27 protein-coding genes are annotated in these 26,317 nt (G+C 33.1%); all 27 read right to left on the reverse strand.

What is annotated here, in order from left to right:
• Positions 1-147 precede the first annotated feature (147 nt).
• Positions 148-579: a hypothetical protein gene (locus tag Q1B37_RS19660; RefSeq protein WP_299901589.1), complete on the reverse strand. Its 432-nt coding sequence runs from the start codon at positions 577-579 to the stop codon at positions 148-150.
• 301 nt (positions 580-880) lie between these two features.
• Positions 881-2,188 (reverse strand): AMP-binding protein, encoded by a 1,308-nt coding sequence (locus tag Q1B37_RS19665; protein ID WP_299901592.1) that lies wholly within the window; start codon positions 2,186-2,188, stop codon positions 881-883.
• A 4-nt stretch (positions 2,189-2,192) separates the two neighbouring features.
• Positions 2,193-3,860: a C45 family peptidase gene (locus Q1B37_RS19670; RefSeq protein WP_299901595.1), complete on the reverse strand. Its 1,668-nt coding sequence runs from the start codon at positions 3,858-3,860 to the stop codon at positions 2,193-2,195.
• Positions 3,860-5,401: an NAD(P)/FAD-dependent oxidoreductase gene (locus Q1B37_RS19675; protein WP_299901597.1), complete on the reverse strand. Its 1,542-nt coding sequence runs from the start codon at positions 5,399-5,401 to the stop codon at positions 3,860-3,862. The genes Q1B37_RS19670 and Q1B37_RS19675 overlap by 1 nt, the downstream gene beginning before the upstream one ends.
• A 3-nt stretch (positions 5,402-5,404) precedes the next feature.
• A complete protein-coding gene (locus Q1B37_RS19680) occupies positions 5,405-9,082 on the reverse strand; it encodes an MMPL family transporter (RefSeq protein ID WP_299901599.1) in 3,678 nt (1,225 codons plus the stop codon).
• Entirely contained in the window at positions 9,075-10,283 is a 1,209-nt protein-coding gene (locus Q1B37_RS19685; protein WP_299901602.1) for a DUF2062 domain-containing protein, read from the reverse strand. The genes Q1B37_RS19680 and Q1B37_RS19685 overlap by 8 nt, the downstream gene beginning before the upstream one ends.
• 84 nt (positions 10,284-10,367) lie before the next feature.
• A complete protein-coding gene (locus Q1B37_RS19690) occupies positions 10,368-10,838 on the reverse strand; it encodes a hypothetical protein (protein WP_299901604.1) in 471 nt (156 codons plus the stop codon).
• 10 nt (positions 10,839-10,848) lie between these two features.
• Positions 10,849-11,214: a 3-hydroxyacyl-ACP dehydratase gene (locus Q1B37_RS19695; protein ID WP_299901607.1), complete on the reverse strand. Its 366-nt coding sequence runs from the start codon at positions 11,212-11,214 to the stop codon at positions 10,849-10,851.
• 1 nt (position 11,215) lies between these two features.
• Positions 11,216-11,836: a hypothetical protein gene (locus tag Q1B37_RS19700; RefSeq protein WP_299901609.1), complete on the reverse strand. Its 621-nt coding sequence runs from the start codon at positions 11,834-11,836 to the stop codon at positions 11,216-11,218.
• Positions 11,817-12,413 carry an outer membrane lipoprotein carrier protein LolA gene (locus tag Q1B37_RS19705; protein WP_299600510.1) on the reverse strand — a complete coding sequence of 199 codons (597 nt, stop codon included), beginning with the start codon at positions 12,411-12,413 and terminating at the stop codon, positions 11,817-11,819. Before Q1B37_RS19705 ends, Q1B37_RS19700 begins: the two co-directional genes overlap by 20 nt.
• Before the next feature lie 25 nt (positions 12,414-12,438).
• The gene (locus tag Q1B37_RS19710; protein ID WP_299901611.1) at positions 12,439-13,161 is read right to left on the reverse strand and encodes a polysaccharide deacetylase family protein; all 723 of its coding nucleotides are present in this window, start codon (positions 13,159-13,161) and stop codon (positions 12,439-12,441) included.
• Positions 13,162-13,205: 44 nt separating this feature from the next.
• On the reverse strand, positions 13,206-14,270 hold the full coding sequence (locus tag Q1B37_RS19715) for a beta-ketoacyl synthase chain length factor (protein ID WP_299901613.1): 1,065 nt from the start codon (positions 14,268-14,270) through the stop codon (positions 13,206-13,208).
• Complete coding sequence (locus tag Q1B37_RS19720; RefSeq protein ID WP_299600501.1) at positions 14,270-15,466, reverse strand: beta-ketoacyl-[acyl-carrier-protein] synthase family protein; 1,197 nt, start codon at positions 15,464-15,466, stop codon at positions 14,270-14,272. The genes Q1B37_RS19715 and Q1B37_RS19720 overlap by 1 nt, the downstream gene beginning before the upstream one ends.
• Position 15,467: 1 nt before the next feature.
• Positions 15,468-15,725, reverse strand: a complete 258-nt coding sequence (locus Q1B37_RS19725) for a phosphopantetheine-binding protein (RefSeq protein WP_299600498.1) — start codon at positions 15,723-15,725, stop codon at positions 15,468-15,470.
• Positions 15,726-15,727: 2 nt separating this feature from the next.
• Positions 15,728-16,336, reverse strand: coding sequence for a hypothetical protein (locus Q1B37_RS19730; protein ID WP_299901616.1), 609 nt, complete (start codon positions 16,334-16,336; stop codon positions 15,728-15,730).
• Between the two features lie 5 nt (positions 16,337-16,341).
• A complete protein-coding gene (locus Q1B37_RS19735) occupies positions 16,342-17,484 on the reverse strand; it encodes a beta-ketoacyl synthase (protein ID WP_299901619.1) in 1,143 nt (380 codons plus the stop codon).
• Entirely contained in the window at positions 17,481-17,927 is a 447-nt protein-coding gene (locus Q1B37_RS19740; RefSeq protein WP_299901621.1) for a thioesterase family protein, read from the reverse strand. The genes Q1B37_RS19735 and Q1B37_RS19740 overlap by 4 nt, the downstream gene beginning before the upstream one ends.
• Complete coding sequence (locus tag Q1B37_RS19745; protein ID WP_299901624.1) at positions 17,905-19,197, reverse strand: ABC transporter permease; 1,293 nt, start codon at positions 19,195-19,197, stop codon at positions 17,905-17,907. Before Q1B37_RS19745 ends, Q1B37_RS19740 begins: the two co-directional genes overlap by 23 nt.
• Positions 19,190-19,948 (reverse strand): ABC transporter ATP-binding protein, encoded by a 759-nt coding sequence (locus tag Q1B37_RS19750; protein ID WP_299901627.1) that lies wholly within the window; start codon positions 19,946-19,948, stop codon positions 19,190-19,192. The genes Q1B37_RS19745 and Q1B37_RS19750 overlap by 8 nt, the downstream gene beginning before the upstream one ends.
• A 7-nt stretch (positions 19,949-19,955) precedes the next feature.
• Entirely contained in the window at positions 19,956-20,954 is a 999-nt protein-coding gene (locus Q1B37_RS19755; RefSeq protein ID WP_299600483.1) for a BtrH N-terminal domain-containing protein, read from the reverse strand.
• Positions 20,951-21,352: a hypothetical protein gene (locus tag Q1B37_RS19760; protein ID WP_299600480.1), complete on the reverse strand. Its 402-nt coding sequence runs from the start codon at positions 21,350-21,352 to the stop codon at positions 20,951-20,953. Before Q1B37_RS19760 ends, Q1B37_RS19755 begins: the two co-directional genes overlap by 4 nt.
• Positions 21,353-21,388: 36 nt before the next feature.
• Entirely contained in the window at positions 21,389-21,847 is a 459-nt protein-coding gene (locus Q1B37_RS19765; RefSeq protein ID WP_299600477.1) for a hypothetical protein, read from the reverse strand.
• Positions 21,847-22,980: a beta-ketoacyl-ACP synthase III gene (locus tag Q1B37_RS19770; protein WP_299901630.1), complete on the reverse strand. Its 1,134-nt coding sequence runs from the start codon at positions 22,978-22,980 to the stop codon at positions 21,847-21,849. Before Q1B37_RS19770 ends, Q1B37_RS19765 begins: the two co-directional genes overlap by 1 nt.
• Positions 22,981-22,992: 12 nt before the next feature.
• Positions 22,993-23,916 carry a dialkylrecorsinol condensing enzyme DarA gene (locus tag Q1B37_RS19775; protein WP_299901633.1) on the reverse strand — a complete coding sequence of 308 codons (924 nt, stop codon included), beginning with the start codon at positions 23,914-23,916 and terminating at the stop codon, positions 22,993-22,995.
• 3 nt (positions 23,917-23,919) lie between these two features.
• Positions 23,920-24,810 carry a lipid A biosynthesis acyltransferase gene (locus Q1B37_RS19780; protein WP_299600468.1) on the reverse strand — a complete coding sequence of 297 codons (891 nt, stop codon included), beginning with the start codon at positions 24,808-24,810 and terminating at the stop codon, positions 23,920-23,922.
• A gap of 9 nt (positions 24,811-24,819) precedes the next feature.
• Positions 24,820-25,065: a phosphopantetheine-binding protein gene (locus Q1B37_RS19785; protein WP_027392758.1), complete on the reverse strand. Its 246-nt coding sequence runs from the start codon at positions 25,063-25,065 to the stop codon at positions 24,820-24,822.
• A 26-nt stretch (positions 25,066-25,091) separates the two neighbouring features.
• Entirely contained in the window at positions 25,092-26,315 is a 1,224-nt protein-coding gene (locus tag Q1B37_RS19790) for a beta-ketoacyl synthase (RefSeq protein WP_299901636.1), read from the reverse strand.
• Positions 26,316-26,317 lie beyond the last annotated feature (2 nt).

Raw genomic sequence — 26,317 nt, forward strand, 5'->3', positions numbered from 1 at the left:
TAGTAAGCTGTATTATCAGGCTACATATTAAGAAAACAGTAAAAAAAACAAGAGCCTTATTCCTATATAAAGCTCTTGAATAAATAACAGTATTAAGTATTAGAAAAAAAATACCTATTAAAAAAATTATGTGGTAAAATAAAGGCATTAATTTAATGGACTATTTGGATCACAAAATGGAGGGCAAGGAGAGGTTACATCAAAAAGTCCACTACTAGAATTATCTAATACTTTAGTGGCAGATTTGGCATCTACCTGGACTTGACCATTAATGATATCTCTATAGACTCCATCATCTCCTTTTTGTGTTCCTACCAGAATTACTTTTTCTAAGTTCGCACCAGAATCTAACATTTCTATAGCCATATAAGAACGTACATCTAAAGCATTATCAGTAGCGTATTGTTGCGCTTGTTCAGCAACATCATCAGCTAAAATACCCATTTCATTTAATACTTCGATAAGATCAACAGCAGGTATCAAATAAGCTCTACTATTTTCGGGATATTGCGTTCTCCATCTTTGTGTCCAATCCTGAGCTGTTTCTAAAGAAATTGTGTTTTCGTTGTTTGGATTCATTGTGTTTTTAGATTTAAATTAGTAATTAGATTAAACGTACAAAATATGGAGTAAGGGTATATCAACTTTACAAGTAGTAATAATGAAATTATTATAGCTCATAAAGATTTTTCTAAAATTAGAATAATTCCTACTTAAATCGTAAAGTTTTATAGAAAATTTTCTGTCAATTTAAGCAAACATCCTTCTTGTGATTGAAAATCAAAGACATAAATAAGAACATCCATCCCCAACCCTTCCTTCAAAGGAAGGGAGTTAAGAAGTCTCTTTAGCAAGGATATTTATTAAGGAGGCGTTTATTTTAACTCTTATCTGTAGATACTAATCCTCTGGAGTCTATAAACGAAATAGGTTTTCTGCTCATCTCTGGGAATTTTTTAGCTTTTAATGCCTCTTTAGAATTTAATACCAAATCTGGTACTACTCTAAGATTGGCTCTAAGATGTTCCTTTAGTTCTTTTTGTCGCAATGCAGATAGAGTATCGGATATATGAATTAATAGTTTATCAGTACCCAAATCTCCTGTAATCACCTCAATAACATACATTCCCAATCCTTCGAAACTAGTTAACACCTCGATAACGCTTTGTGGATACAAAGTAGTTCCTTTGTATTTGATCATATGTTTCTTTCTACCCAAAACCGGGCTTAATCGCATCGTTGTTCTACCACAAGTACAAGGTTCTGTATGCGCTTGTACCATATCACCAGTGGTGTAGCGAATTAGTGGCATTGCTTCAATTCCCAACGTAGTAATTGCTAACTCTCCCACTTCTCCTTCTATTACAGGAATACCTTTATCATCTAAAATTTCGGTGATGATCAATTCTGGACGATGGTGTCCTCCCTGATGGGCGGAACATTCTGTAAACGCAGTACTCATCTCGGTAGAAGCATAGGTAGAATACAATTCTATATCCCACTTTTCTTTAATTTTACTTCCAAGGGTATTCAACTTAAAATCCTGATCTCTTAGTGGTTCTCCAATACAAATGGCAGCTTTTACAGAAGAATTATTATAGTCTATTCCGTTAGCTTCTGCATAGGAAATCAGTTTTAATAAAAAGGAAGGAACCACCACTAAATAGGTAGATTGAAAACGATGTATAGAATCCCATTGTAATTCTGGAATTCCAGATCCTACTCTAACCATAGCTGCGCCTAGTTTTCTGGTGCCTAGAAAATACGCTAATCCTGCCATAAATCTACGATCCAAGGTTGTTGTGAGCTGTACTACATCATTTTTAGTAACTCCTGCCGTGGCAAAAGAAGTAGCCTCGTTATAAGCCAATCGCTGTAAATCCTTTTCTGTAAGAGCAAAGGTAACTGGCTTTCCCAAGGTACCCGAAGTAGTTACATAATCTACAATCTCTGATTTTGGAACACATAAAAAATCATCATTATACGCTTGTAAATCATCCTTAGTTGTAATCGGTAACTTTTTAAGATCTTCTACAGTATGAATATCAGATGCTGAAAGACCTAGTTTGTCAAACAATCGTTTATAGTAAGGAGAGTTTTTTAGTACAAAAGAAATTAAGGCTGTGAGCTTTTCGTTTTGCATCTTTGTTATCTCCTCTTGTGTAGATCGTTCAATATCCTGAGTCATCAGCTTAAATTTTTCGTTCACATTTTCTAATATACTTCTGTATATTTTTTACATCCGGAACTGTAGTTACTTCTCTTTTTAATGCTTGCTTAAAAGCTATTAATGCTTTTTTATACTTTTTATGAGTATAGTAATATTCGCCCAATACATAATAAGTAGCCCAGTAATTAGTATTTAAATTCTGAAATGTAGTAAGCTCATCATCAGAAATAGCTATTTCATTTTCGGTAGCGCTTTCTATCTTTCTACTTAAAATTCTGAACGCTTCATAGTTCTCATATGTTTTGGTATGGATAAAAGGATCTTCTGGAACATTCATTTCTTCTGAAGCAATCACTACTTCTTCTTTTTGTACAGCGATGCTATCAAAAACCTCATCCAAATCATATGCTACAAACTCTCCCATTTGATAAGGATTGGTAGACACCCATACTCTTTTTTCTTCTGGTTGAAAAACAATACCATGATGTGCTAACATCTGATTTAGTGCTTTTTCATTACCATAACCGATCAGTTTATCTTTTAGTCCTTCTCTATTTCTTAAAATGGCGACTGCCTTTTCTGGGTTTAGTTTATCATTTTCTGATAAGAGTTCTGTCATTCGCTGATATCTATAAAAAGAATGACTCTCTTCTATCGCTTTTTGGTTTCGTTTATCTTCTTTATAAGAATCACTCTGAAAGTGATTAGAACAAATCAATTGATTCGAATTAGGAACGTTGTACACTCCAAAATTATCTGGAGAAACTTCTATCAAGGCTGCTCTTTTATCTTTGGCACTACCGATCATAATAGATTCTGAAACGAATACTTCTCTTTTCCTTGCAATTGCTACTGCTTCTTCTATGGTCGAGGCATATTGTAAAATTTCTCTGGTAAGGATGGAAATAGGAGTTTTGGCAATCAAAGGAATTTTTGATTTTCCCGCATTTATGGTAACGGTTAATCCCGTTTCATTCATACCAGATAATGCTCCCATCATTCCGGCCCAGCCATATGTCATAAATTTATAACCGTCAGAAGGATTCATGAAGGTAACCAGTTTCTCTTTGGAAAAATCGTCACCTGCATAGAAATCAAAATTACGACCTATTAACAGTTTTCCATCATCAGTTTTATCTCCCCAAGCGGCAAAGGAAGTACATCCTACCAACATTAGATCTTGCAATGCATGACCGATGTCATGAGCTCCATGTGCATAGAGCATACGTACATAAGGCTCGGCAAAATCGTTATAATCATTGGAAGCATAACGTGAAACTCCGTAAATCTCTGTTTTAAACTCTTCAGGAACATTAAGATGTAGCTTTCTATTATACCAAGCTACCACTTTACTTAAGAATCTTAAATAACTTTCTGAAGGAACTAATTCTGTTACTTTTCCAATAAAAGCATCTTCCTGAATCTTTATCAACTCTCTACTCAGACTTCCGGCAGCAATACCTCTTTCTAGTGGTTTTCCTTCTATATACAGCTCCCATAAACCTTGCTTATTTTTTCGCAATAGATTATTATTAAGCGTAAAGAATGTATCACTATGTTTTATTCTTGTGGTATCTACTGTTTCTATTCCCGAAATATCAGGTCGTGCTTCTAGTGATTTTTTAACGCCACAAGAAGATACGAGTAACAATAGAACTACCAAAAATATATGATGTAAACAACTCTTCATTAGGAATCTAACAACTCTTTTTCGGCTAAAGCACTTTTGATGTCCTTCAATAACTTTTCTTTTCCCACCAGTTCTCCGCAAGTAACTACAGCACTAATGGTAACACCTAATACTCCATGCATATTTAATCCTTGCCCCGTAAATAATAAATTAGGAATCTTAGTTCTTGGAGATAGAAATGATTTCATCGGATTATCAGCATCTTTTGCAAATCCGTACATAGATCCTTCATAACAGCCAATATAATCTCTATATGATAACGGTGTAGAGGTATGCACAGACTTTATGCATGATCGAATATTTGGAAACTTCTTTTCAATTTCTTTGAGGTAAGCTTCTATTTTTCTTTGCTTAAATTCTTCATAATCTTCACCCCTTTCATTCTTTTTCGCAACCGTATTAAATGTATCCGCCCAAGGAGCAGTTTCTTCAAAACGCATGTACGCTATCGATGTTAAATTTTCAGCATAGCCAGGATTTTTAAGATCCTCATTCATGGATATCAAATACGCTTCTGGCCAGTTCTCTTCCTCATACTCCTGCGTAGTCCATACTTTTTCCGCTGTATTCGTGTGATAATAGTTTTTATTCAAGTAAGGGAAGGTTCCTTTTTCAAAAACGATATAAATACTGAAGGAAGAAATGATGCTTTCTGTATTTTGTATTCTCTTGTAATACAAATTCCTGAAGCGTTCTTTGCCAATAATCTGCAAGGTGAGTTTAGGATCTACATTGGAGATAAAGTTATCACCATAGAAGGTATCTCCTTTGGTTGTAGAAACAGATACTATTTCTTTTTCTTCAAAATTAAAACTATTAACCTCCTGATACTTATAAATCGTTCCTCCTAAAGCTCTAAATCTCTTTACCAAGAGTTTTGCTATCTGACTTCCTCCTTGTATACATCTCCAGGCACTTTCCATATACGAGTTGATCGACAATGCGTGTACGTAGAAAGGTGTTTTATCTGGATCACCTGCATATAACAAATTTGATCCAGCTAGTACCGCTCTTAATTTTGGATCTTTTACTACGCTATCGATGTAATCTTTTGCCTTTAGTGTCAAAAGATCTTCTCCATAATAGCGATCACCTTCTTCTAAATTATACAGCGGAAATTTATAACAGGTATCTTTTACTTTCTGCACATATGTCTTTATCCCTTCCTCTTCTTCAGGAAAGAACTTAACCAATTGCTTTACAAAATTATCATATCCTTGAGCATGCGGATATTCCTTTTCATCACCATCGAAAGTTATAACATCATAGGCATCTAAATTCATCCTTTTGATCTTAAGATCATCCATGATATCCAGGTACGAAAAGTATTGATATAAATTTTGTCCTTTATCTAAGCCTCCTATATAATGAATTCCGGTATCGAATATGCTTTTATCTCTTACGAAGGTTTGTAGATTACCTCCAAACTGATTGTTTTTTTCGAGTACACATACTTTTTTACCCTCTTTGGCAAGAATGTTCGCAGAAACCAATCCTCCTAGTCCACTACCGATAATAACAACATCAAATTTATCTTGCATGTATTATATTCTATTCAAAACTGTTAATCCAAATTCTTGAGAAGACACTTTAAAAGTTTCTTTCAACAACTCGGAAAGATAATTTTCTTCAGAGAACAAAACGATACGTTTTATATCCTCTGATACTATTTTTTCTAAATGTTGTGGTTGTACTGGTATAGCTGTATGTAACAAAAGTACATCAAATTTCGACGATGTCAAATCTTCACTATCCACAAATTCTATTTTGTTTCTAATTGTAGTATAGCAATTTTTTACAACACTTAATTTTTCACTATCCGCTACTATTCCTTTGAGTTTAGCATACGGTCTTTTAAAGGAAATATATAACAATAACTGTCCATACTGATCATCATATACCAAAACTCGATCCTTATGATCAATATAACTAGTAGCTTTATAAAATCTTTCTTTGTTTTCTGAATAATCTAATGCCACTTTTCTGTAACAACTTTTATACCTATAATTATTCAGTAATGCTTTTTTATAGTAATCTACGCCTTCTAAGTCACTCTGTAACTCTGTATATTGATCTTTGAAATATGCGCTTATCTTTTTTGTTCTTTCGGTATAACCTTCGCCAAAATCAACATTATCATTAGTGATTCTAGGTAATATCTTTAATTGAATAGCACCATCGTGGATAATAAAATCTCCTTTTGGAGATACCTGTGCATTTCCATGAATAACAACAGGTAAGATGTCCAAATCTAATTCTTGCGCTAAATAAAAAGACCCTTTGTGGAATCTACTCATTTTTGCCGTATTTGTTCTACTACCTTCAGGGAATGCAATTAACGAATATCCTTGCTTTACTTTTTCTCTAAGATGTTCCACGCCGCCTTCTATACCTGAAGAAACCGGATAAAAACCTGCCAATTTTGCAGCACGACCAAAAACCGGATTATCATATACCCAATCTTTTACTAAAAAGATAAGTTTTGGATACAACATTCCTATAGAAATAATATCCAAAAATGAAGAGTGATTTGCTATGATAATGCATTGCTTACTGAAATCTTCATTTTCTGGATTATACACTCTCTTTTTTACAAAAGGATTAGAATATAATACGGATCGCATCAATTTAGAAACTACCCTATGAAAAACACTCATTTTCTTTTTCATCTTTGCAGGAAACCAAGGAATGATCAGACTGCTTAGTAGTGATACGATAAATCCTCCAATAATAAAATACCCAAAACTAAATATTGACCATAGTGTTTGTCTAAGTCTTAAAGGTGCTAGCCCTTTCTTTACTCTATTTGTTATAAAAGTTCTGAATAACATTGGCTGAATGGTAAAAGCCACCAAAACAGCTGAAAAAATCCCTATTAAGGATACTGTAGATATTGATCTTAATGCGGGATGTTTTGCAAAAATTAAAACTCCAACTCCTAAAATTGTAGTAATAACCGATAAAAGAATGGACGTTTTGTAAGTATGAAGTTCTTTTACACCATAGGTAAATTCTTTTATTAAACCATTGGTAATAAAGATGCTATAATCTACGCCCAGACCAAAAATAAATGTGGAAATAATTACATTAAAAATATTAAAATCTATTCCCAAGATTTTCATGACTCCTAAGGTTATCACCCAGGTTATTGCAATCGGTAATGCTGTGATAAGAGTAAGCATAGGATCCCTGTAAAACAAGAGCAGCAATGCTACTACCGCTATTAAAGAATATCCAATTAACGAATTGAAATCGTTTTTAAGATTCCCTAATAGCGTTTCATTTAGCTGCTTCCGATCAATTACTACTGTGTTAGAAATCTTGCTTAGTGATGCATTTAGTTGATCCGTATTTTCATGATTTACTTTAATTGCAGAAACTACCGTTGCGAAGTTAGGTTCGGTAGTCACAAACTCTTCTAAGTACAATTCTTTGATATTTTGATACTCCTCGAAACCAATAGGATTAATTTTATTGGTAAGCATTGCATAAAACTGATGAAAGGTCTGCGGTTTAAAACCAAGAACATTTCCTTTTTCTATCAATAAATTAGTGAGAGAATCTCTACGCTTTTGCGTCCAAAATTCATTCCAGAGTTTAATTTTTTCCTGCTGGGCTTCTTTGGATAAAACCACACCTCCTACAGAACTAAAATTAATGATCTCTTCATTAATTTTCTTTTTTTCTAAGGTTTTAAACAGCTTATTATTGGCATTTAATGCTTCATTTAGAGAAGAACCGTACGAAACCAAGTAGATTGATTTGGCTTTATTATTATTAATACGATCTAAATCTTCTTCTGCCGCCAACAACTCTTCTGGTTGGTAGTTCATCGTATTTAAATCTGTATTAAAACCGACTTTATGGAATAAAAACAAGCCAATAATAAATATCAAGCTAATCAGCCCGATTAATACTTTGTTCTTATGAAACTTGATTTGCGAAACTCTATCAATAAATGTTTTTCGCTCACTTTTTACAGTTTTAGAAAAGCGATATACTTGCGGAATAAATAATAAAGCAAATACAGAGGCTCCTACTACACTAATTGCTGCAAAAATACCCAGATCATTTAATGCTTCCGACTTTACAAAAACCAAACATAAAAATGCTACCGCCGTTGTTAAACTACTCATAAGAACTGGCATAGAAACATCTTTATATAATTCTTTTACATCATTATTATTTCTAAAATGCGTAAGAATATGTAAGGAATAATCCAATGTGATTCCTAATAACACTGAACCAATTCCAAGTGAAATAGCTGATATCTTACCTTTGATCAAATAGAGAATCGCAATAGCTACAATAGCTCCAAATACAGTTGGTGTAAAAATAATAAGAGGTACCGCTAGTTTTCTATAAAAGAAAATAAGTATTAGCAATAAGATTGTCATTGCGATACTTACGGTAAGTTGAATATCACTCTTTATTTGTTTTGCGTTTGCTACAGCGTATAAGGTAGATCCAAACAAAGTGGCACTTGCAGTTTCCTTATAAGTACTATTTAAATCTTCCGTAATCCGTTTTAATTCTTCTACAAAGAGAGTATTCTCACCTGTTTCGTTCGTTGCCAATGCAGGTGTTAGAAATAACAAAAGATTCTTTTTGTCTTTAGTAACTAAGAAACCATTATACAAATCATAATTATCTCCTAATTGAAGCTGTGCTAATTTTTGAAGCCCTTTTGGCGTTAAAGTGAGTGGGTCTTTTACAATATATTTCTGTGTTACTAAACCTGCAGGAGAGATTAAAGACTTATAATTATTTTCTATCACCTTTGTAATAGAATCTGGATTGATTTGTCTATCGATAGTTTTATAATCCTCTTCAGTTAGAAAGAAAGGAAGATGTTGATAGACAAAATCGTATAATTCCATAACATTATCATCCGCCACTTTTCCTTGTATTTTTTGAACATATTTTGGCAAATGTTTATTGATAGAATCAATGTAAGAAGATGCATAGGTAGTGAGGTTATCAGGATCCTCACTTTTATTAGAAATATTTACAACTATCTTATCGGAAAAAGAAACAGTCTTGAGTACTTTTTGGGTAACCTCGGATTTATCATTATTAGGTATTAATCTGGTTATATCCTCTTCAAATCCTATTCGACTAGCAAGAAATGCAAAAATTGCAACACCCCCAATAATTATTGGCCAGGCAATTAATTTGTTTCGCCTGATATATTGATATAAGGAAAGAAAAAAATTATGCATCCACGACCTCTTTTTTAGATTTGCGAAAGCTAAAATACAAATACGCAATGACTCCTGAAATTGATGACACTAGTGTTGCTAAAATTATACTACCCAAAACATATTGTCCTAAACCTTTAAAAACATCCGTTCCTGATTTAATATCTTCTATGTTTAGTGTAGCATCCATTTCTTTGCCCATAGCAATAGCTCCTATTTGATAGCTACCATATATTATAAATGGGATGAATGGTGGAATACTAATATTGGAAAATAAAAAGGCAATAGTTCTATTGAGTTTTAATAAAACAGCAAGAGATATCACCAAAATTGTTTGGAAACCCCATAAAGGAGCAATTCCTATAAAAAGCCCCAAAGCTATAGCACTGGCCTTTTGTATAGGGGAATCATTACTTCTTAATACATTTTCTCTCCAGTATTTTTTAAAGCCTTTTTTTTTTACTTTCCCAATTAATCGTTTAGGCAGATAAAAAAACAATGTTAGGGTAACTAACCAAGTATTTAAAATGCTGATTCTGGTAAAATCTTTAAAAGGTCTGAAGTGAGAAACTCTTTCGGTTTCATCGTATAGCACCTGTACAGGTATATTTCGAACTTCGACATTTCTCCAGGCAAGTTTTACAATAACTTCTATTTCTAACTCAAATTTTGTAGTAAACAGTTTTAGTTTACTAATCTCTTTGATTGGATATAATCGGTATCCTGATTGAGTATCTTTTAGTTTTATTCCTGTTTCTACATAATACCAAAAATTAGAAAACTTATTCCCAAAACTACTTTTTCCTGGTACTGTAGGATCATCCATATTACGTGATCCTATAAGCAATAGAGAAGTCGCTGGATCTTGCTTTTCAAGCTCATTTAAAAAAACAGGTAAATCGCTAGGAAAATGCTGACCATCACTATCGATGGTGATCATATAATCATACCCTAATTCTGATGCTACTTTAAAGCCTTCACGCAATGCCATTCCTTTTCCTTTATTTTCAGGAAATGTTATGACGTTAAGAGAATTTTGATATTGCTCTAAGATATTTGATGTACTATCGGTAGATCCATCATTAATAATAATGATCCGATCCGTATATTTCATAACGCCTCGAATTACTCTATCCAAAGTTTTATGATTGTTATACGTAGGAATAAAAACACAACAATTTAGTGTTTCAAAACGTGAGTCAAATAAAGTGTTTTCTGCCACAGCGCTATTTTTTCCTATGCAAAAATAGCATAATAATAATTTTAATGGTAAAGGAATTAACTTTTATAGAAGTAAGGAAAGATATTATTTAAAAGCTTCGGAGGTAGACATAAAACCTTTAATAAATTCTTTTAACTTAGAAGAAGATACTTTTTCTACATTATCAATAAGAAAACTCTTGTCTTCCTCCTTATTTTTATAATACCTGGTAATTCTAGGCGCACTGCTTTGTACACTTAGCCTAATCATACGTAATTCTATATTAGTAGGATCTGACTCGATAGCTTCTTCTATCATTTTTTTTCCTTTTCTAAAAAAAGATATTTTGTCTCCTCTACTATCTGCATAAGAAGCTTTCAAAGTTAATGCACAACCATAATAAGCCGACAACACAGGATCCTTTTGGTAATTGGTATTTTGGGTAACTTTATAGAATTTCTCAGTGTTTTCTTTAGTGTCTTTAGCATATCTATATAGGTTGCGTACCTCGGTTATATCAGTGTTTATACCGCTACTAAAAAAGAATACTCCAATAAATAATGCTAAAAACTTCATAATAATAGATTTATAATTTCACAAAAGTAATTACAACTTTTAAGGCAACTGTATCATCATATTTCACAGTACTTTTCACTTTAATCTCTTCTTCATCATCCTTAAAATCATTGGTAATCTCTAAATCTGGATTCTTTTCCGGATTAATAACCGCCATAAACTTTACATTAGACGATTTTTTCATAAACAAAGAGCAACCTGTTCTCTTTTCTGTTAGTTCCTTTATAATCTGTAACGTACACACTCCTGGTGTTACAGGATTACCAGGAAAATGACCTTTAAAAATATCATTATCTGGATTTAAAGTGATAGTCGTAATTTGCACACCATCCCTTACAGAATCTTCATTAATTTTATATAAATCAGCTATTAGCATATTATTTCAGAAAGTTTAATTGAATATTTAATTTGATATTTTTATGGTCAATCTTTATATTTTTTGCTACTTGATCATTTGATACTTTATTGAAAGACACTATTACTTTTTCTTTCATTTTCGTAGCCTGTACAATCTTATCTAATCTCTTATCAGAAATCCTGTAAAAATAGTAATTACTTCTTTTTCCGTTTCTATTTTTTAGAACATTGTAAGAATCATTATAATATTTTCCAATAACAGGTCCATTTTCATCTACTACTAATGAAAAATCTCTAATTAAAGTGTTTAAGATTATTTTTCTATTCAACTGTTCTACAACACTATTAATCTTAAAAGAATCATTTTCTAATTCTATGTCAAAAAAAGTAGATCCAAACTGAGAAGTAAACACAATACGATGTTTATCTTCTGATATCTTTTTTATTATTAGAATACCACTAAATTCATTACCATATACCTTTATATCTGCTTTATAAACATAATCAATACTGGAGCTTGCAAAATATAAATTTTCAAATGTATCAGATTCTTTTACATCAGACTCGATATAATCTTTTACTGTGGTTACTTTACAACTATAAAAACTAAGAAGAAGTATGCTAATGTACAAATACCGCATCTGGAATTGGTTTGTTAACAGATGTGTTTTTAAATTTGATAAGTGTATAATCACCTGAAGGCTCTATAAGTTTTACACTAGAGACCAAATAGCTCTTTGACTGAAAACCTAATACAATCTCTTTAAACATATTTTTTAATGTTTGGTCTTTAGGAGATAATTTAGCTATATATATCCCTTTGTTTTTATAAAAACGCATTGCAAACTGTGATTCATCGAGCATATCACCGCTAACACTTTTTGCAATAAGATCATTTAATTTTTTGAAAACTTTATTCGAAGCCAAATTAATGTCGCTTTTCTTACCTGCATCATTAATATATAACTTCTTATCCTTAAAAATTACGCTATACTCATAAGGTTTTAAATAAGACCATTTAATGATATTAGGCGATTTGAAATATAAATCTCCATTACTTTCTATATCATTAGAAAGAAAATCAATATGCTTTAATTGCGTAAAAGTATTTACAATAGTTTTAGATTTCTTTGCACTAGCACTTACTGCATTTACAAAAGAAGTAGCTTCAGGCTTACTTAATTCCACTTCTTGAGCCATTACCCATGAAGTACTCATAAAAAAAATAGTACATATAAAAAATCTAAGCATATGCCTGTATTGAAAATAGTTCATCTATAGTTACGGTTGTAAAGTTATTCATTTGCAAAAATAGCAACAATTGTTCCAATACTGACAAAGTAATAGTTTTTGTATCATGTAGTAAGATTACATCTCCATTTTTAAGGTTTTTAGTAATTCTTCTAAGAATCACTTTTTCGGAAGGAATGGTGGTATCAAAAGACCTTTTATTCCATCCAATTACAGTATGACCCGTAGCTTTTACAGCTTTGGCAATATTTGGATTCGTAATTCCATATGGTGGTCTAAATAGCAAAGGTCTTCTTGTCGTATATTTTTCTATAATACGATCTGCGTCCTTTATCTCATTCGTAAATCGTTCGGTACCATACATATCAATCAACTTATCATGACTAAAGGTATGATTACCAATCACATGATTCTTTTTAGTAATTTCTCTTACGATTTCAGGATATTTCTCTACTTGCTTACCTATGCAAAAGAAAGTACATCTTACACCATACTTATCTAATATTTTTAGAACTTCTAATGTATTGGGATCAGGACCATCATCAAAAGTAATCGCTATCTTTCTTTGATTAATTTTTGAATTATTACTAAGACTTTTTAAGAAATAGCCAGATCTAATATTCGCAACACCATACCCTGTAATTAATAACCAAATAAGTATTAAAACAAATAAACTCCACCAAGGGAGTTTATCAAATATTATTGCTGCTAGCATCAACGAGCCAGCTATAACACTTATAATATTAACTATATTTCTAATTAGCATCTTTGCAATAAAGCAATACTATGGTTTTTTCCAAGATATTGATTGTATAGAAGTACTGTATCATACTTCTTAGCAGTAGTTGAATTAACCTTTAAAATATCAGGTACAGTATTCTTCTCAAAAATCTTACATCCAAGCCAAAAACCGAAACTAGAAGCTACAGGATAATCTCCTATTAAATGCTTATAACACAATTGTTCAGTTTCCGAAAAAAGAGAGTCCTGAAGATTTCGATAATAATGATCATAATCGATATCTCCATTATTTCCAAGAATTACAGCATCAACATCCTTTATAGAAATACCTTTACGATCTAAGAAAGCCTCAATATGCTTCTCAGCTTCTTCACTACTTGCCTTACTAATCGTTTCAATATCAACAATTTTAGCATGACTAGTATCAGTTTTCTTACTACCCAGCATCATAAAAGTAGCTCCTTCGCTATGAACCGTACCTCCAGTTTTAGAATTCAGAAGATTAATTACATCGATATCATCTTCTTTAATCTGCCCATCTAATTTATGCAATAAAGTAGAATTCTTTGCTACTTCATCAATACCTCCAACTAATATATTCTTTTCAGGCTCTTCCAATAACATAAGCTGCGCATCTATGAGAGAAGACTCAAACGAAGCAGCTCCCTGAACGTAAGTTAGATTATATGCTTTACATCCTAAACCAAGCGCTACCTGTCCTCCAACGGTATTGTGAGTAGACTGAATAAACAATGTTGGAGTTAGAAACTGTTCATCATCATATAGAATTTTTTCAAGAAACTTTTCAGAATCTTGTTTACAACCCATTCCAGTCCCTGTAATAATAGCATCTGGCATTTCTACGCCAGAATTATTTAAAGCTATAGAAGCAGCAGTAACACCCATTTTTACAGACTTGGACATACGCCTCATTGCTGCCGGCTTTATAAACTCCTTATAATTCGGATCGTGAGCTTTAAATATCGATGTTTTATGAGAAATTATTTCTTCCAAAAATCTATCCGCATCTGTGGTAGGTTGCGCCGAAATATTAGCGATACCGTTTATATAGCATTCTCCCATTATTTAGTAAAAATTAAAGTAGAACAATTTCCTCCAAAACCAAATGAATTAGATAGAATGGTGTTTAATTCCTTTGAAAGCAATTCAGTTTGTGGAACCAAAGCAAACTCTTGCATTTTAGTTTTGAAATTCAAATTCGGAAAAATTAAATTCTCACGAAGAGACAATAGCGAATATACAGCTTCTACAGAACCTGCGGCTGCAAGTGTATGCCCTGTAAATGCTTTAGTAGAACTAAAAACAGGTGTCTTATCTTCTCCAAAAATTCTAGTCATGGCAACACCTTCGGATAGATCATTATTAGGTGTAGCCGTTCCATGCGCATTTACATAATCTATCTCTTGCGGTTCTAAACCAGCGATCTTTAATGCTTTTTTCATGGCTAAATAAGCACCTTCTCCATTCGAAGAGGAAGCAGTTTGATGATATGCGTCATTTGCATTTGCCCATCCAGCTACTCTACCAAGAATTTTTTTATTTTCTTTTTCCACGATTTCTTCACTCTCTAGCACTAAAAATGCTGCAGCTTCTCCTAAATTAAGACCTTTTCTATTGTCATCAAATGGAGTACACTCTTCATCTGATAAAATCATTAACGTTCCAAAACCATTGATGGTAAACTTTGATAAAGCATCTGTTCCTCCTACAATCATTCTATCGATCTTACCAGCTTTGATCATACGCGCTCCCAACATGATTGCATTCGCTGCAGATGAACATGCTGTACTAATAGTAGACACATAACCATTTATCCCTAAATAATTAGAAACGGATTGTGTAGTATACCCAGCATGCTGCGCTTTTATAAATCTTCTGTTTTCTTCTGATTCTGGATATTGAAGATAGAACTTTTCGGTCGTATCCATTCCTCCAACACTTGTTCCAGAGATAAAACCTGTTCTGTATTCGTTAATATCAGAAATTTGGGCATCTACCAAAGCTTCTTTTGCTGCAATTGCGCCAAGCATTGCTGTTCTGGAAAAACTATTTAAAGGATCTAATCCAAGTTCTTTTATAAGATCTTCATTGGTCTTTTTAATTTCACCAACCATTATATCGTCTTTATGACGTGTTTCGATTAGATCTATTCTAGAAATTCCGTGAGAAACAGATTTTAAAGCATTTAAATTTTCTTCTACGTTATTCCCAATAGAAGAAATAATTCCCATACCAGTTATGGCAACGCCTTTATTCATATTACTTTGTACGATGTTTTGAAATATAATCAGCCATTACATTAATCGACTCGAAAATAGCTTTTCCTTCTTTAGGATCTTTTAATTTAATCCCGTAATCTTTTTCTAATAAAACAATTAATTCTAATGCATCGATCGAGTCTAAACCAAGGCCATCACCAAAAAGAGGATCGTCATCTCCAATTTCACTTACTTCCACATCCTCAAGACTTAATTGCTCTATTATCTTTTCTTTTAGCTCTTCTTGTAATTCAGCCATAATTATTGATTGTATAAATTATTTAATTCTTTTTTTGTTAGCTCTTTTTTACCTTTTTTTGAAAGAAAAGCCAAAAATACGTCATATTTATCATTATCCAAATCAACCCAACCACAAATAACATTGCTTGCTTTTCCTGTTTGAAGTAAAACCTGAGAATAATTAGCTATAAATTCTGGATCAAAGTGCTCCGAAATGAAAAACGCATTTTCACTTTTTAGTTTATTTTTTATACTTATCTCACCCATAATGATATTGGGCAGTGTGTAAACAAAAACAGCCGGAGAAGGATAAAAATTCGCTCTATCATCGATGCTTACTTGATGTTTTCTATCAGTATCCAAACTAGAAGCCCTATTTGACAACACCAAAGCGGTATCCTGATCAACATCTTCCATATGACTTATGAGTACTTCTGTAGCTAAAAAACCTAGTTTGCACAATTCATCCATTTTATGAAACTTAGGATATTTCAAATCTAAGGACTTGTAAAGACCTTTTGCAAAATCTTTAATACTCTCGGATGTTACATCGTAATAAATTTTCTCACCATTTTTAAAAACTCTATTATTTCGTAGAGAACAAAAATCTGATATGTAAAACTTCTCCATATCCACTACGCTAGTTTTTCTATAATCAAAGCGACATTACAACCCCCAAAACCAGAAGCTGTTTTTAAAACCCTTGTCAACTTTTTAGATTCATTTTTTGTAATCACATTTACAGGTTGTGAAACTCCCAACTCTTCAAAACCAACGGATGCTATCAATTCATTATTAAGTAAACAATGTCTTGCTATGATACTCTCTATTAGCGCAGATGCTCCCAATGTATGACCGTAATATCCTTTCAGGCTATTAAGCGGAACTTCTTGCAAGCCGGCTCGATTAAATGCAATAGCCTCCATTTCATCATTGAAAGGTGTTGCGGTTCCGTGAGCGGTTATGTAATCAATCTGCTCACTACGTAAATTAGCTTCTTTTAATGCTTTGGTAATGCTTATATACAAACCTTCACCTGTTCTTGAAGGACCAGAAATATGATTCGCATCATTAGCAGAGGCATCACCTGATATACTAATTACTTCACCGTTTATTTTATTTTTATCTGCACTTAACCAAGCAGAAGCTGCTGCTTCTCCAAGACTTATACCTGTTCTGTTTTTACAAAAAGGTTTACAAGGAGCTGCACTAACTGCTTGAAAAGAAAAGAATCCTGAAAGTGTAAATTCAGACAACAAATCTCCTCCAATAACAATAACATCATCAAATAGTTGCGCCTGAATCATTCTTTTTCCTATTGCTAATGCCAAACCACCTGAAATACAAGCATTAGATAACACTTTTGGTGTTTGTTCTAAATCAAAATAACCTTGAATTGTTTTGGCAATACTCCCTAGATAAGCTTTATCATTTTGCTCTTTTCTAATTTCACCTATATTTCCTTTAGTTGTTGAAATCACAATCCCGCATCTAGAAATATCTAGCGAAGGATTATTGGATAAAAGTTTAGAAACAGACAAAATCATCATTTTTTCTAACTTCGAATAATCTCCATTCTTATCATTCGAAATCGAGTTCCATGCTTCGTTCAGTTTAGTATTATCTACTACCGAACCGTAAAAGGGTGCAGACCAGATATCATTATTGTCAACTTCTTTTATTCCAATATTATTTTCCTGAAGATTCTGGAAATTTTCTTGCGTTGAAAAACCAAGAGGAGAAATAATACTATCGTCGATTAGATACACTTTTCTCATAGCAAACCAACTTTTCGTTTCCAATCAAGGAAAAATTCAGGAATACTCAGAGACATATTCCCATCCATGTCCAAAAACACTTGTGTAGTTTCACCTACGCATACAAGCTCTTTTCTTTGGTTATAGACATTATATCTAAAAATCATTTTCGCTGCGGGACTATCTACATATATAGTTTCTACCGTAGCCACATCACCATATTTGAGTGGTAATTTATGATCGCAATTAGAATTTACAATTGGAGTTACGTAATTATTGTCTTTAACATGTAAATAAGAAATCCCATGATTCCTTCCGAAAGCTTCTCTTCCTTCTTCAAAATATGTTATATAAATACCATGCCACACAATACTTAAAGGATCACAGTCATTAAATCTAACTCTTACCTCATGAACGTATTTTATATCTGTAACAACCTCTTTAGACCGTTTTTTTCTTTTCATAGTATAATATAGCTATTACGATAGTACTAATAAAAAATACAATAAGCAAACCAATCTCCGGAAGAATATCTCCCAGACTTCCTTTTCTTAAGAAACAATCATAAAAAGCCTCTAATCCCCAGTTCATTGGAGATACTTTAGCGATCATTTGCATCGTATCAGGCATAGCAAAAACAGGTACCCAAACACCTCCTATTGCTGCCAACAACACTACTAAAACAGCTCCAAACGGTGCCGCTTGTTCATGTGAATTAAAGACTGTTCCTAATAAAATTCCGAGACCAATTGCTGCTAAACCCGAACTTAATGCCACCAAATACAACAATCCTAAATGGTCTCCTAAATCCAAAACGGGTAATCCTAATTTTGGAAAAACAAAAATCCCTAGCAACAAAATCAAGGTAAATTGCAATAAGCTAACCAATAGGAACAAAAATGCTTTACCCGCAATAATGGTACCGTATTTTGCAGGAGTTGTCTGCAACCTAACAAATGTACCTTGCCCTTTTTCGTGCACAAGATTAAGTGATAAAGGTAAAATCATAAAAAAAATCGCAAATAATGTCCAAGCGGGTATATTGTGCTGTACCGAGTTAGGAAGAATATCTTCTCCCGATAACGATGGATTTATTTGATCATATTTTACAAAGTTATCTCTATTAAAAGACTTTAGGCTTTCAGATTCTCCCAATTCTTTTTCAAAAGCTTCATAAATCGACCTAGTTTCTATACTTGCTACCAGCTTATCCACAGCGAATATAACTGAGCTTCTAAAAGTTTCCTGAGTAATCGGATCAAAATATAGTTTAACAACCTTATTAGAAGGTAGCTTTTCATCTGCCTGAGAAACTTTTAAAGAATCCTCCGTTCCTTCGAACTCTTCAAGTATTTTGGTGATATTCTTATCTATTTGTTTTTGTAATTCACTACTTAAACCTTCAGGTATTACTACTGCCAGTTGATACTCACCTGCAGCTACAAGTTGTTTTGCAGTTTCCTCAGATAAAGGAGTTTCTCCAATGGCCGAAATCGGCTCTAAAAACTCTATATCCGAAAAACTCTTTTGAATCTCTTTAGACAACTTTCCTTGATCCTTGTCTACCAATAATATATCTATTGAATTACTAGAAACGGATTTAAATGTAGCATCTTGAATTAGTGTTATAGTGATCACCAATATAATTGGCATAATAAAAAGGATAACTAACCCTCCAGGATCTCGAAGCAGTAGTAAAAATTCTTTTTTTATGGATGCTAAAAACCTATGCATAATCCCTAAGTTCTCTTCCTGTTAATTCAATAAAAACATCTTCTAGATTTCGTGCATCTTTTGTATCTGAAATAAGCTTAGCAGGGGTATTCTCTGCAATGATTTTTCCAGAATCGATGATACCTACCAGTGAACATAAATCCTGAGCTTCTCTTAAATGATGTGAAGTATAAATAATCGTAGTTCCTGTAGCATTAAGTTCTTTTAATTTGGCTGTAATTGCCTGCTTTGACTGTACATCTACACCAACAGTAGGTTCGTCTAAAAACAAGAGTTTAGGATCATGAAGTATCCCTGCTATTAGATTTACCCTTCTTTTCATCCCACCAGAAAATGTTTTAATTTTTTTATCTGCAAATGGCAGCAGTCCTAATGCTTCTAGATGAGAAGAAATAATTGGTTTTAGTTGAGCTTTCGTCATTCCGAACATACTTCCAAAATAGAATAAATTCTCTCTAGCTGTTAATTTAGAATATAAAGCATATTCTTGTGGAACAACACCTATTTGTTTCTGAATTTCTTTGGTTTCCTGTTTTAAATCTTTACCAAAAATCGAAACGTCTCCAGATGATGGTTTTATAAGACCGCACAAAATAGATATTAATGTAGTTTTACCAGCACCATTGGGTCCAAGCAAGCCATAGACCTCTCCGCTTTCGATTTCAAGATTCACATCATCTAAAGAAAGAAAAGTAGCTCCTTTATACTGTTTGGATATATTTTTTATTTGAATAAGAGGATTTTGATCCATCTCACAACTATTTAATTGCTCTCTTCAGATCTAAAAAGAAAGCTCTCTCTGCCAATCCAATTGCATCTAGTTTATCCGCAATTTTATTATATGCATCAGTTTCTCTACTTCTGTTTTTATATAATCTGGAAGCATCAATTGCAAAATCTCTCCATTGATCTCCTATAGCAGTCATTTCTACAGACAACTCAGCCAATCTTGGATTCTCCATAATTACAGAAGCCTCTTGTAAAAAAGCGGCAAAAATAAATCTAAAACCTCCTCCACCAGTTCCTATTTCTTCTTGCATACGTACCAACTGACCAAGATAATGATTGGTTTTCTTTACCCCTATTTTATCAGGCCATTTACGAATACGCTTCGCAACATATCTTATTCCTCGAAATCCAACAAGCGGTACCGGAGCTAACATATGCCTATACGCCTGTTTAATTCCCTTTGTTATCGCTTTTTTAAGATCTACATCATTTGGTAATTCTGTGGGATAGTAGATATGCCCTTTTGGAGCAAATGGCCCTTTTGCAAAACGCACTTTTTCTAATTCTTTTGCAGACAGCGTCGTTACCTGAGGCATTACTGGATCGCTTATTAAGTAATCTCCTCCATCTTTTCCATACACGACCAAATTATGTGCATTAAAATGAAAACGGTACTCATCAGGAAAGTAAGTAAGATTATACACTCCAACCTGTAATCCTACTGGGTTATTTTTTGATAATTCTGCATCTAATGTTTGCTGTGCCTTCTCTTTAGAATTAAATTTATGTCGCTTAATTTTGAAGCCTAGCCTTTTACTTACTCTAGAAAAGATAAATCCAGGAACAGGTCTAAAACTGAACATTGGTGCAAAATTCACCTTAATAAATGGTATATATATAAAAAAGACTCCAGAAGCTATCCCAAACACCATTGGTTCACTCACCTTAAGTCCATTATAATTTAATAAATTCGAAACCACCCCATTTTCACAATGAGCGGATTGATTGTGTTCAAAGTTTATTTTCAAATCTTTGGATTTTTAAGTTCTTCTAAAGAAATTTCGAAAGCTTCAGCGTATTTTTTAAGTGTTTTATCACTTAATTTTTTAAAAGTTTTTGCTTTCAAATGTCTTTTCACCTTCCACTGCCAGATACCAACATAACCAGATAACACTACTACATCCATACGCTGGGATTCCATATAGTAAGCTATTGGACTGAGCTCTCCTTCTTTTATTTTTTGGATTGTTTCTTGTAGCTGTTCCTCGATTAAATCTAAAGATTCATTTAAAGCAATGGTCTTTGCTTCCCAACCCGAACTAAGTGCCTTACCGTATTTACCATCCTTATCTACAGCATATACAACTTCTTTCATATTTGTATGAGAGAAACAACTTTCATCCTGAGGTACTTCTTCTTTTTTCATCCTAATTTAGATTTAAAAGTTTCTAAAAATGTAAGATCATTGTGAATCCACAATAATGGTCTTCATCTCAGAAGATGCTAGCAAATTACCTTCTGTATCTTTTACTTCGATTTTCACCAAAGACACTAACATAATTTCAGCTATAATTTCTACTGTAGTAACTAATTCTGTGCCAACTTTAGGCAGTTCATGGATTGTAGCGTGTTTTATAGACCCAATAAAACCTGTTTTAGGTTTATCATCTTTTCCTCTTTTTATATAACCTCTATAACCTCTATGCAGCGCTATGCTCTGCGCCATGTTTTCAATTAAACCGCCTTCTGTAAAATATCCGTTATTGGTAAGAATGTTGGTTTCAGAAATTTTATAACCAGAAACTACTTTATCAGGATCAAAATAGAGCAACTTGTCTATCATTACAAAAGGATCCTTTTGCGGAATTAATTTTTTGATTAAATCAATATCTGTGATTTCCTCTTGTAATTGATTATTCATTAGCAAACTGTTAGTAGAATATGAAAATACGAAAAACGACCACTTTCTGGGACGAGTAATAATATTTTTTCACCTTTTTTTAACTTCCCTGAATTTTTCAATTCATCTACCATTAAATAAATAGATGCCGAACCTACATTACCAACGTCCTTTAAGTTTGTGAACCATTTTTCTTTGGAAATCCCAATACCTTGCTCCTTCATTTCATCATCTAACTTACCTTCAAAATAAAATGATGACATATGCGGTAAAAAATAATTTACATCGTTTATATCCAAATCATTTTTCGTTATCGCATCTTTAAGGCTAAGAATAGCTTTTTTAACAACATGCTCATCTAGAACTTTCACATCTTGTTTCAAAGAAAAGATAGAATCATTAAGCCAATCTTTAGGAGTATAATCCGTCCATGGTTTTAGAGAACCATCTTCTTGTTTTTCTCCACCAGCATACATACATGCCTCTAATTCATATGCATATGAATATGCTTGCATCCAATCAATTCTTAAAGAAAGATCATCACCTGGTTCTGATTCTAACAAAAATGCACCCGCACCATCAGATAACATCCATCGTAGAAAATCTTTTTTAAAACCTATAACTGGAGTTTCTTCCAAACTCTTAAGATTTTCTATCTCCTCATTATATTTTTGCGATTGCATCCAACTGGACGATCGTTCGGATCCCGTACATATTGCGTTATTCGTGTTCCCAGATTTTACAGAAAGAAAACCATATTTTAATGCACTCATTCCTGAACAACAAACTCCAGAAGCAGAATTAAGCTCGATACTTTCGGTATCTAATAATCCATGCACCATAGAAGCGTGCGAAGGCAATAAATTATCGGGACCAGTAGTTCCACAAGAAAGCAACTCTATTTGTTTTTCGGTAAAACCGTCTTTACACAAACTTTTAATTGCTTCTTTAGTAAGTTCTGCATTATTATGAGTTACATTACCTTCTTTATCTACAGCATAATATCTTTGTTTAATACCATTATTTCTTAGTACTATTCGCCTTGCTCTGGAAGGTTGATCATCAATCATACCTAGTCTCTTTTCCATTTCATCATTCGAGACTGGCTCATTTGGCAAGAAATGCCCTGTTTTTGTTATGTAAACGTTCTTCATAAAAGTGGTTACCTACCTTAATCTTACTGATTGATAATATTTAATATCCTTTTTTATGCGTGCATAAAAAGGTACATAAGTCAACAAAAATATAATAAAAACTATAGGTACAAAAACCCAAATAGCAAATTGTAGATAATACTGGAAAAAGTTTAACCATTTTTGTCTCCTTTTAGGAGATTTCAACCCCACCTTATATATATGAGCTGACCACTTACTAAATATATGATTTCCAGATTTATCTGATCTTATTAAAAAAGGTTTTATTGTTACTGCACCATCATTTACCAAGTCCTTTTGCAGTTGTTCATAATTTTCTTTAAAAAGATGTCTTTTTATGATAATTCCAAATTTATCCGCCTCATTAATATCTTTATCAGAAACACCAGGTTTTGGAAAAATACCCAGGTACTTTGTTTTTTTACCACTCATCATCCAATGAACAATAGTGATTACACTGATATGGTTCCAATGCCGATCTACAAAAGCAATATTACCTACTAATTTAGCCTTACAATCTACCAATAATCTTTTTACCTTTTCCTGAGTTAAAATCCACATGTTTCTAGATGCATTCACGGTAATTACAGGTGTATCTTTCAACAAAATCTTCGCATCATCTCCCTTCAAAAATGAATTTATAGGGATAGAAGGCGAAAGATACCAGACAGTATACCCTAGAATGATTAGGTCATATTTTTTCTTCTTAATTTCATCAGGAATAGGAATATTTGGCTTTGGTATTTGCAAATATGATTCCGGAAATACTTGAAGAAAATCTTTCTTATTCCATGGAAATTGATAAGGATCTTCTGGACAAATTTGATGCGTAGTAACGGTACAGTTATTTTCCCTTTCTAAGGGTTTTATCAAATTAGATAAAATATCTCCAAGTTGCCCGCTTTGACTGTAATATAATACCAATATATTTTTCATATGTTAGGTATTAATATCTTCCCAATAGTCGTAATAATTAAACCACTGCAATGGGTATTTCTTAAGCATGATTTCTGTGTATCTTATATATTCTTTTAACACATGACTAGGTTTTACTGAAGCTTCAGTAAATTCTGGCTCTCTGGCATATAAGTTATATTCTTTACCTTTTCCTTTCATTATATACATATAAAGGATAGGCTTCTTTTTACGAGCAGCTAACTTATAAGGTCCAGAAGGAAACTTGACTGGTTTACCAAGAAATTCTTGTTCTATAAACTGAATACCTTCTACATATCTATCTGCAGCGAAAACAATAACTTCTCCGTTGGACAATACCTCATTCATTTCGAAAATATGAGACATATCTTCTTTAATCACAATAAACTTCATGGTGGTATCTGTGGAAACTGCTCCAACGAATTGTTTGATTTGTTCATTTTCCTGATCCGTAACAATCAAATTCACACCAGTATCCGTCATGTCAAACTCATCAAAAAAATAACGAGCAATATTAAAACTTCCAACGTGACCACTAAAAACAACTCCGCCTTCTTTCCGCTCTAATAATCTCTGAATTTTTTCTCTACCATCATATGTAAAACTAAACTTATCTTTAAGTCCATAGGAAATAGCAGTCCTATCGATAAGGGTTTGCCCAAAAACAAAATAGTTTTTGTAAACACTTATTATAGATTTTATAGTAGATTGGCCAAGTCTTTTATTAAAAAAATAAAAACTTGATTTCGTAGAAGAAAAAGAGAAGACCAAATAGTAAGCTGCTACAAATACCAAAATGGTATATGCAGCATTAAGCCCAAGATACTTGATAAAAAATATAAAAATTCTATAACCTAAAGGTGTACCTTTAGCCTTACCTTCCCATTGGGCCATTGCAGTCTTTTAAATATTGACTTTACGTTCTATTAAATCATAAAAATCTTGGAAGCTCTCGACACCTACAAAGTCATCTCCTACTAACTTTACTCCGAAAGTAGCTTCTATAGCCACAACAAGATCAACATAATCTAAACTATCTAAATCTAAGGTTTCTTTAAGGTTTGCTTCAGGAGCTATCTCATCTGCTTCAACCTCGAATTCTTCAATCAAAAAGTCATCAACTTTTTCGACAATTACACTTGTTTCCATCATCTTTCTAGTAATTTTTTTCTATCCTAAATCTTTTTAATTACGATCGCAGAATTTGTGCCCCCAAATCCGAATGAATTCGACAAAAATACATCAATTTTTTTATCTATCGTTTCTTTTACCAAATTTAACTTTGTAGAGTCCTCATCCGGTTCTTCTAAATTAATATTCGGTGCTATAAACGAATTATTCAACATAATTAAAGAGTATATAATCTCACTAGCTCCAGCCATCCAACATTCGTGTCCAGTCATGGATTTCGTTGAACTTACATAAGGTTTAGACTCCCCAAAAACCTCATTAATAGCCTTTGCTTCGTTAGCATCACCAATTGGAGTTGATGTTGCATGTGCATTTACATAATCTATATTTTCTGGCTTTATATTTGCCTGATCAACTGCTCTTTTCATTGCTCTTGCAGGACCTTCTTGATTAGGAGTAGAAATATGATCTCCATTGGAAGAAAAACCATATCCAACTACTTCTCCTAAAATAGTAGCACCTCTTTTCATTGCACTTTCATATGTCTCCATAAAAAGAGCTGCTCCTCCTCCACTTGGCACCAAACCGTCTCTACTACTATCGAAGGGTCTCGAAGCTTTTGTAGGGTTTTGTTCGTTTACAGAAAAAACTCCTAACCCATCAAAACTTCCAAAAGCATAATCATTTATTTCTTGAGCTCCGCCACAAAGTACGTAGTCCTGAAGCCCTTGTTTAATCAACAAATATCCCATTCCAACAGAATGTGATCCACTAGCGCATGCCGCACTAATGGTAAAATTAACCCCCTTTAGTTTAAAAACTGTCGAAAGATTCATAGTCACTGTTGAGTTCATAGACTTAAAAACTCCTCCAGAACCTACTAAAGTCGTATCTTTCTTAATTCTAATCTTATCGATCGCTTCCATTACAGACTCGGCAGTACTATCATTACCAAAAAGCACTCCAATTTCTTCCTTATCTAGAAACTCCTGATCTACTCCTGCTTGATCAAACGCTTGCTTTGTAGCTATGTAAGCATATTCCGATTCAGAACCAAAACTTACTCTTTGCCTTCTACTTAATTCTTTTTTCAGGTTAGGTTTTGGTACAGTTCCTGTTAATGCAGATCGGTATCCAAATTCTTTGCGCGATGGCTCATAAACAATACCTGATCTTCCTTGATACAAAGACTCTTTTACCTCATCAACATTTGTACCAATACAAGAATAAATCCCCATTCCAGTAATAACTACTCTTCGCGTACTCATCC

The organism is uncultured Aquimarina sp., assembly GCF_947492965.1.
Lineage (GTDB): Bacteria > Bacteroidota > Bacteroidia > Flavobacteriales > Flavobacteriaceae > Aquimarina.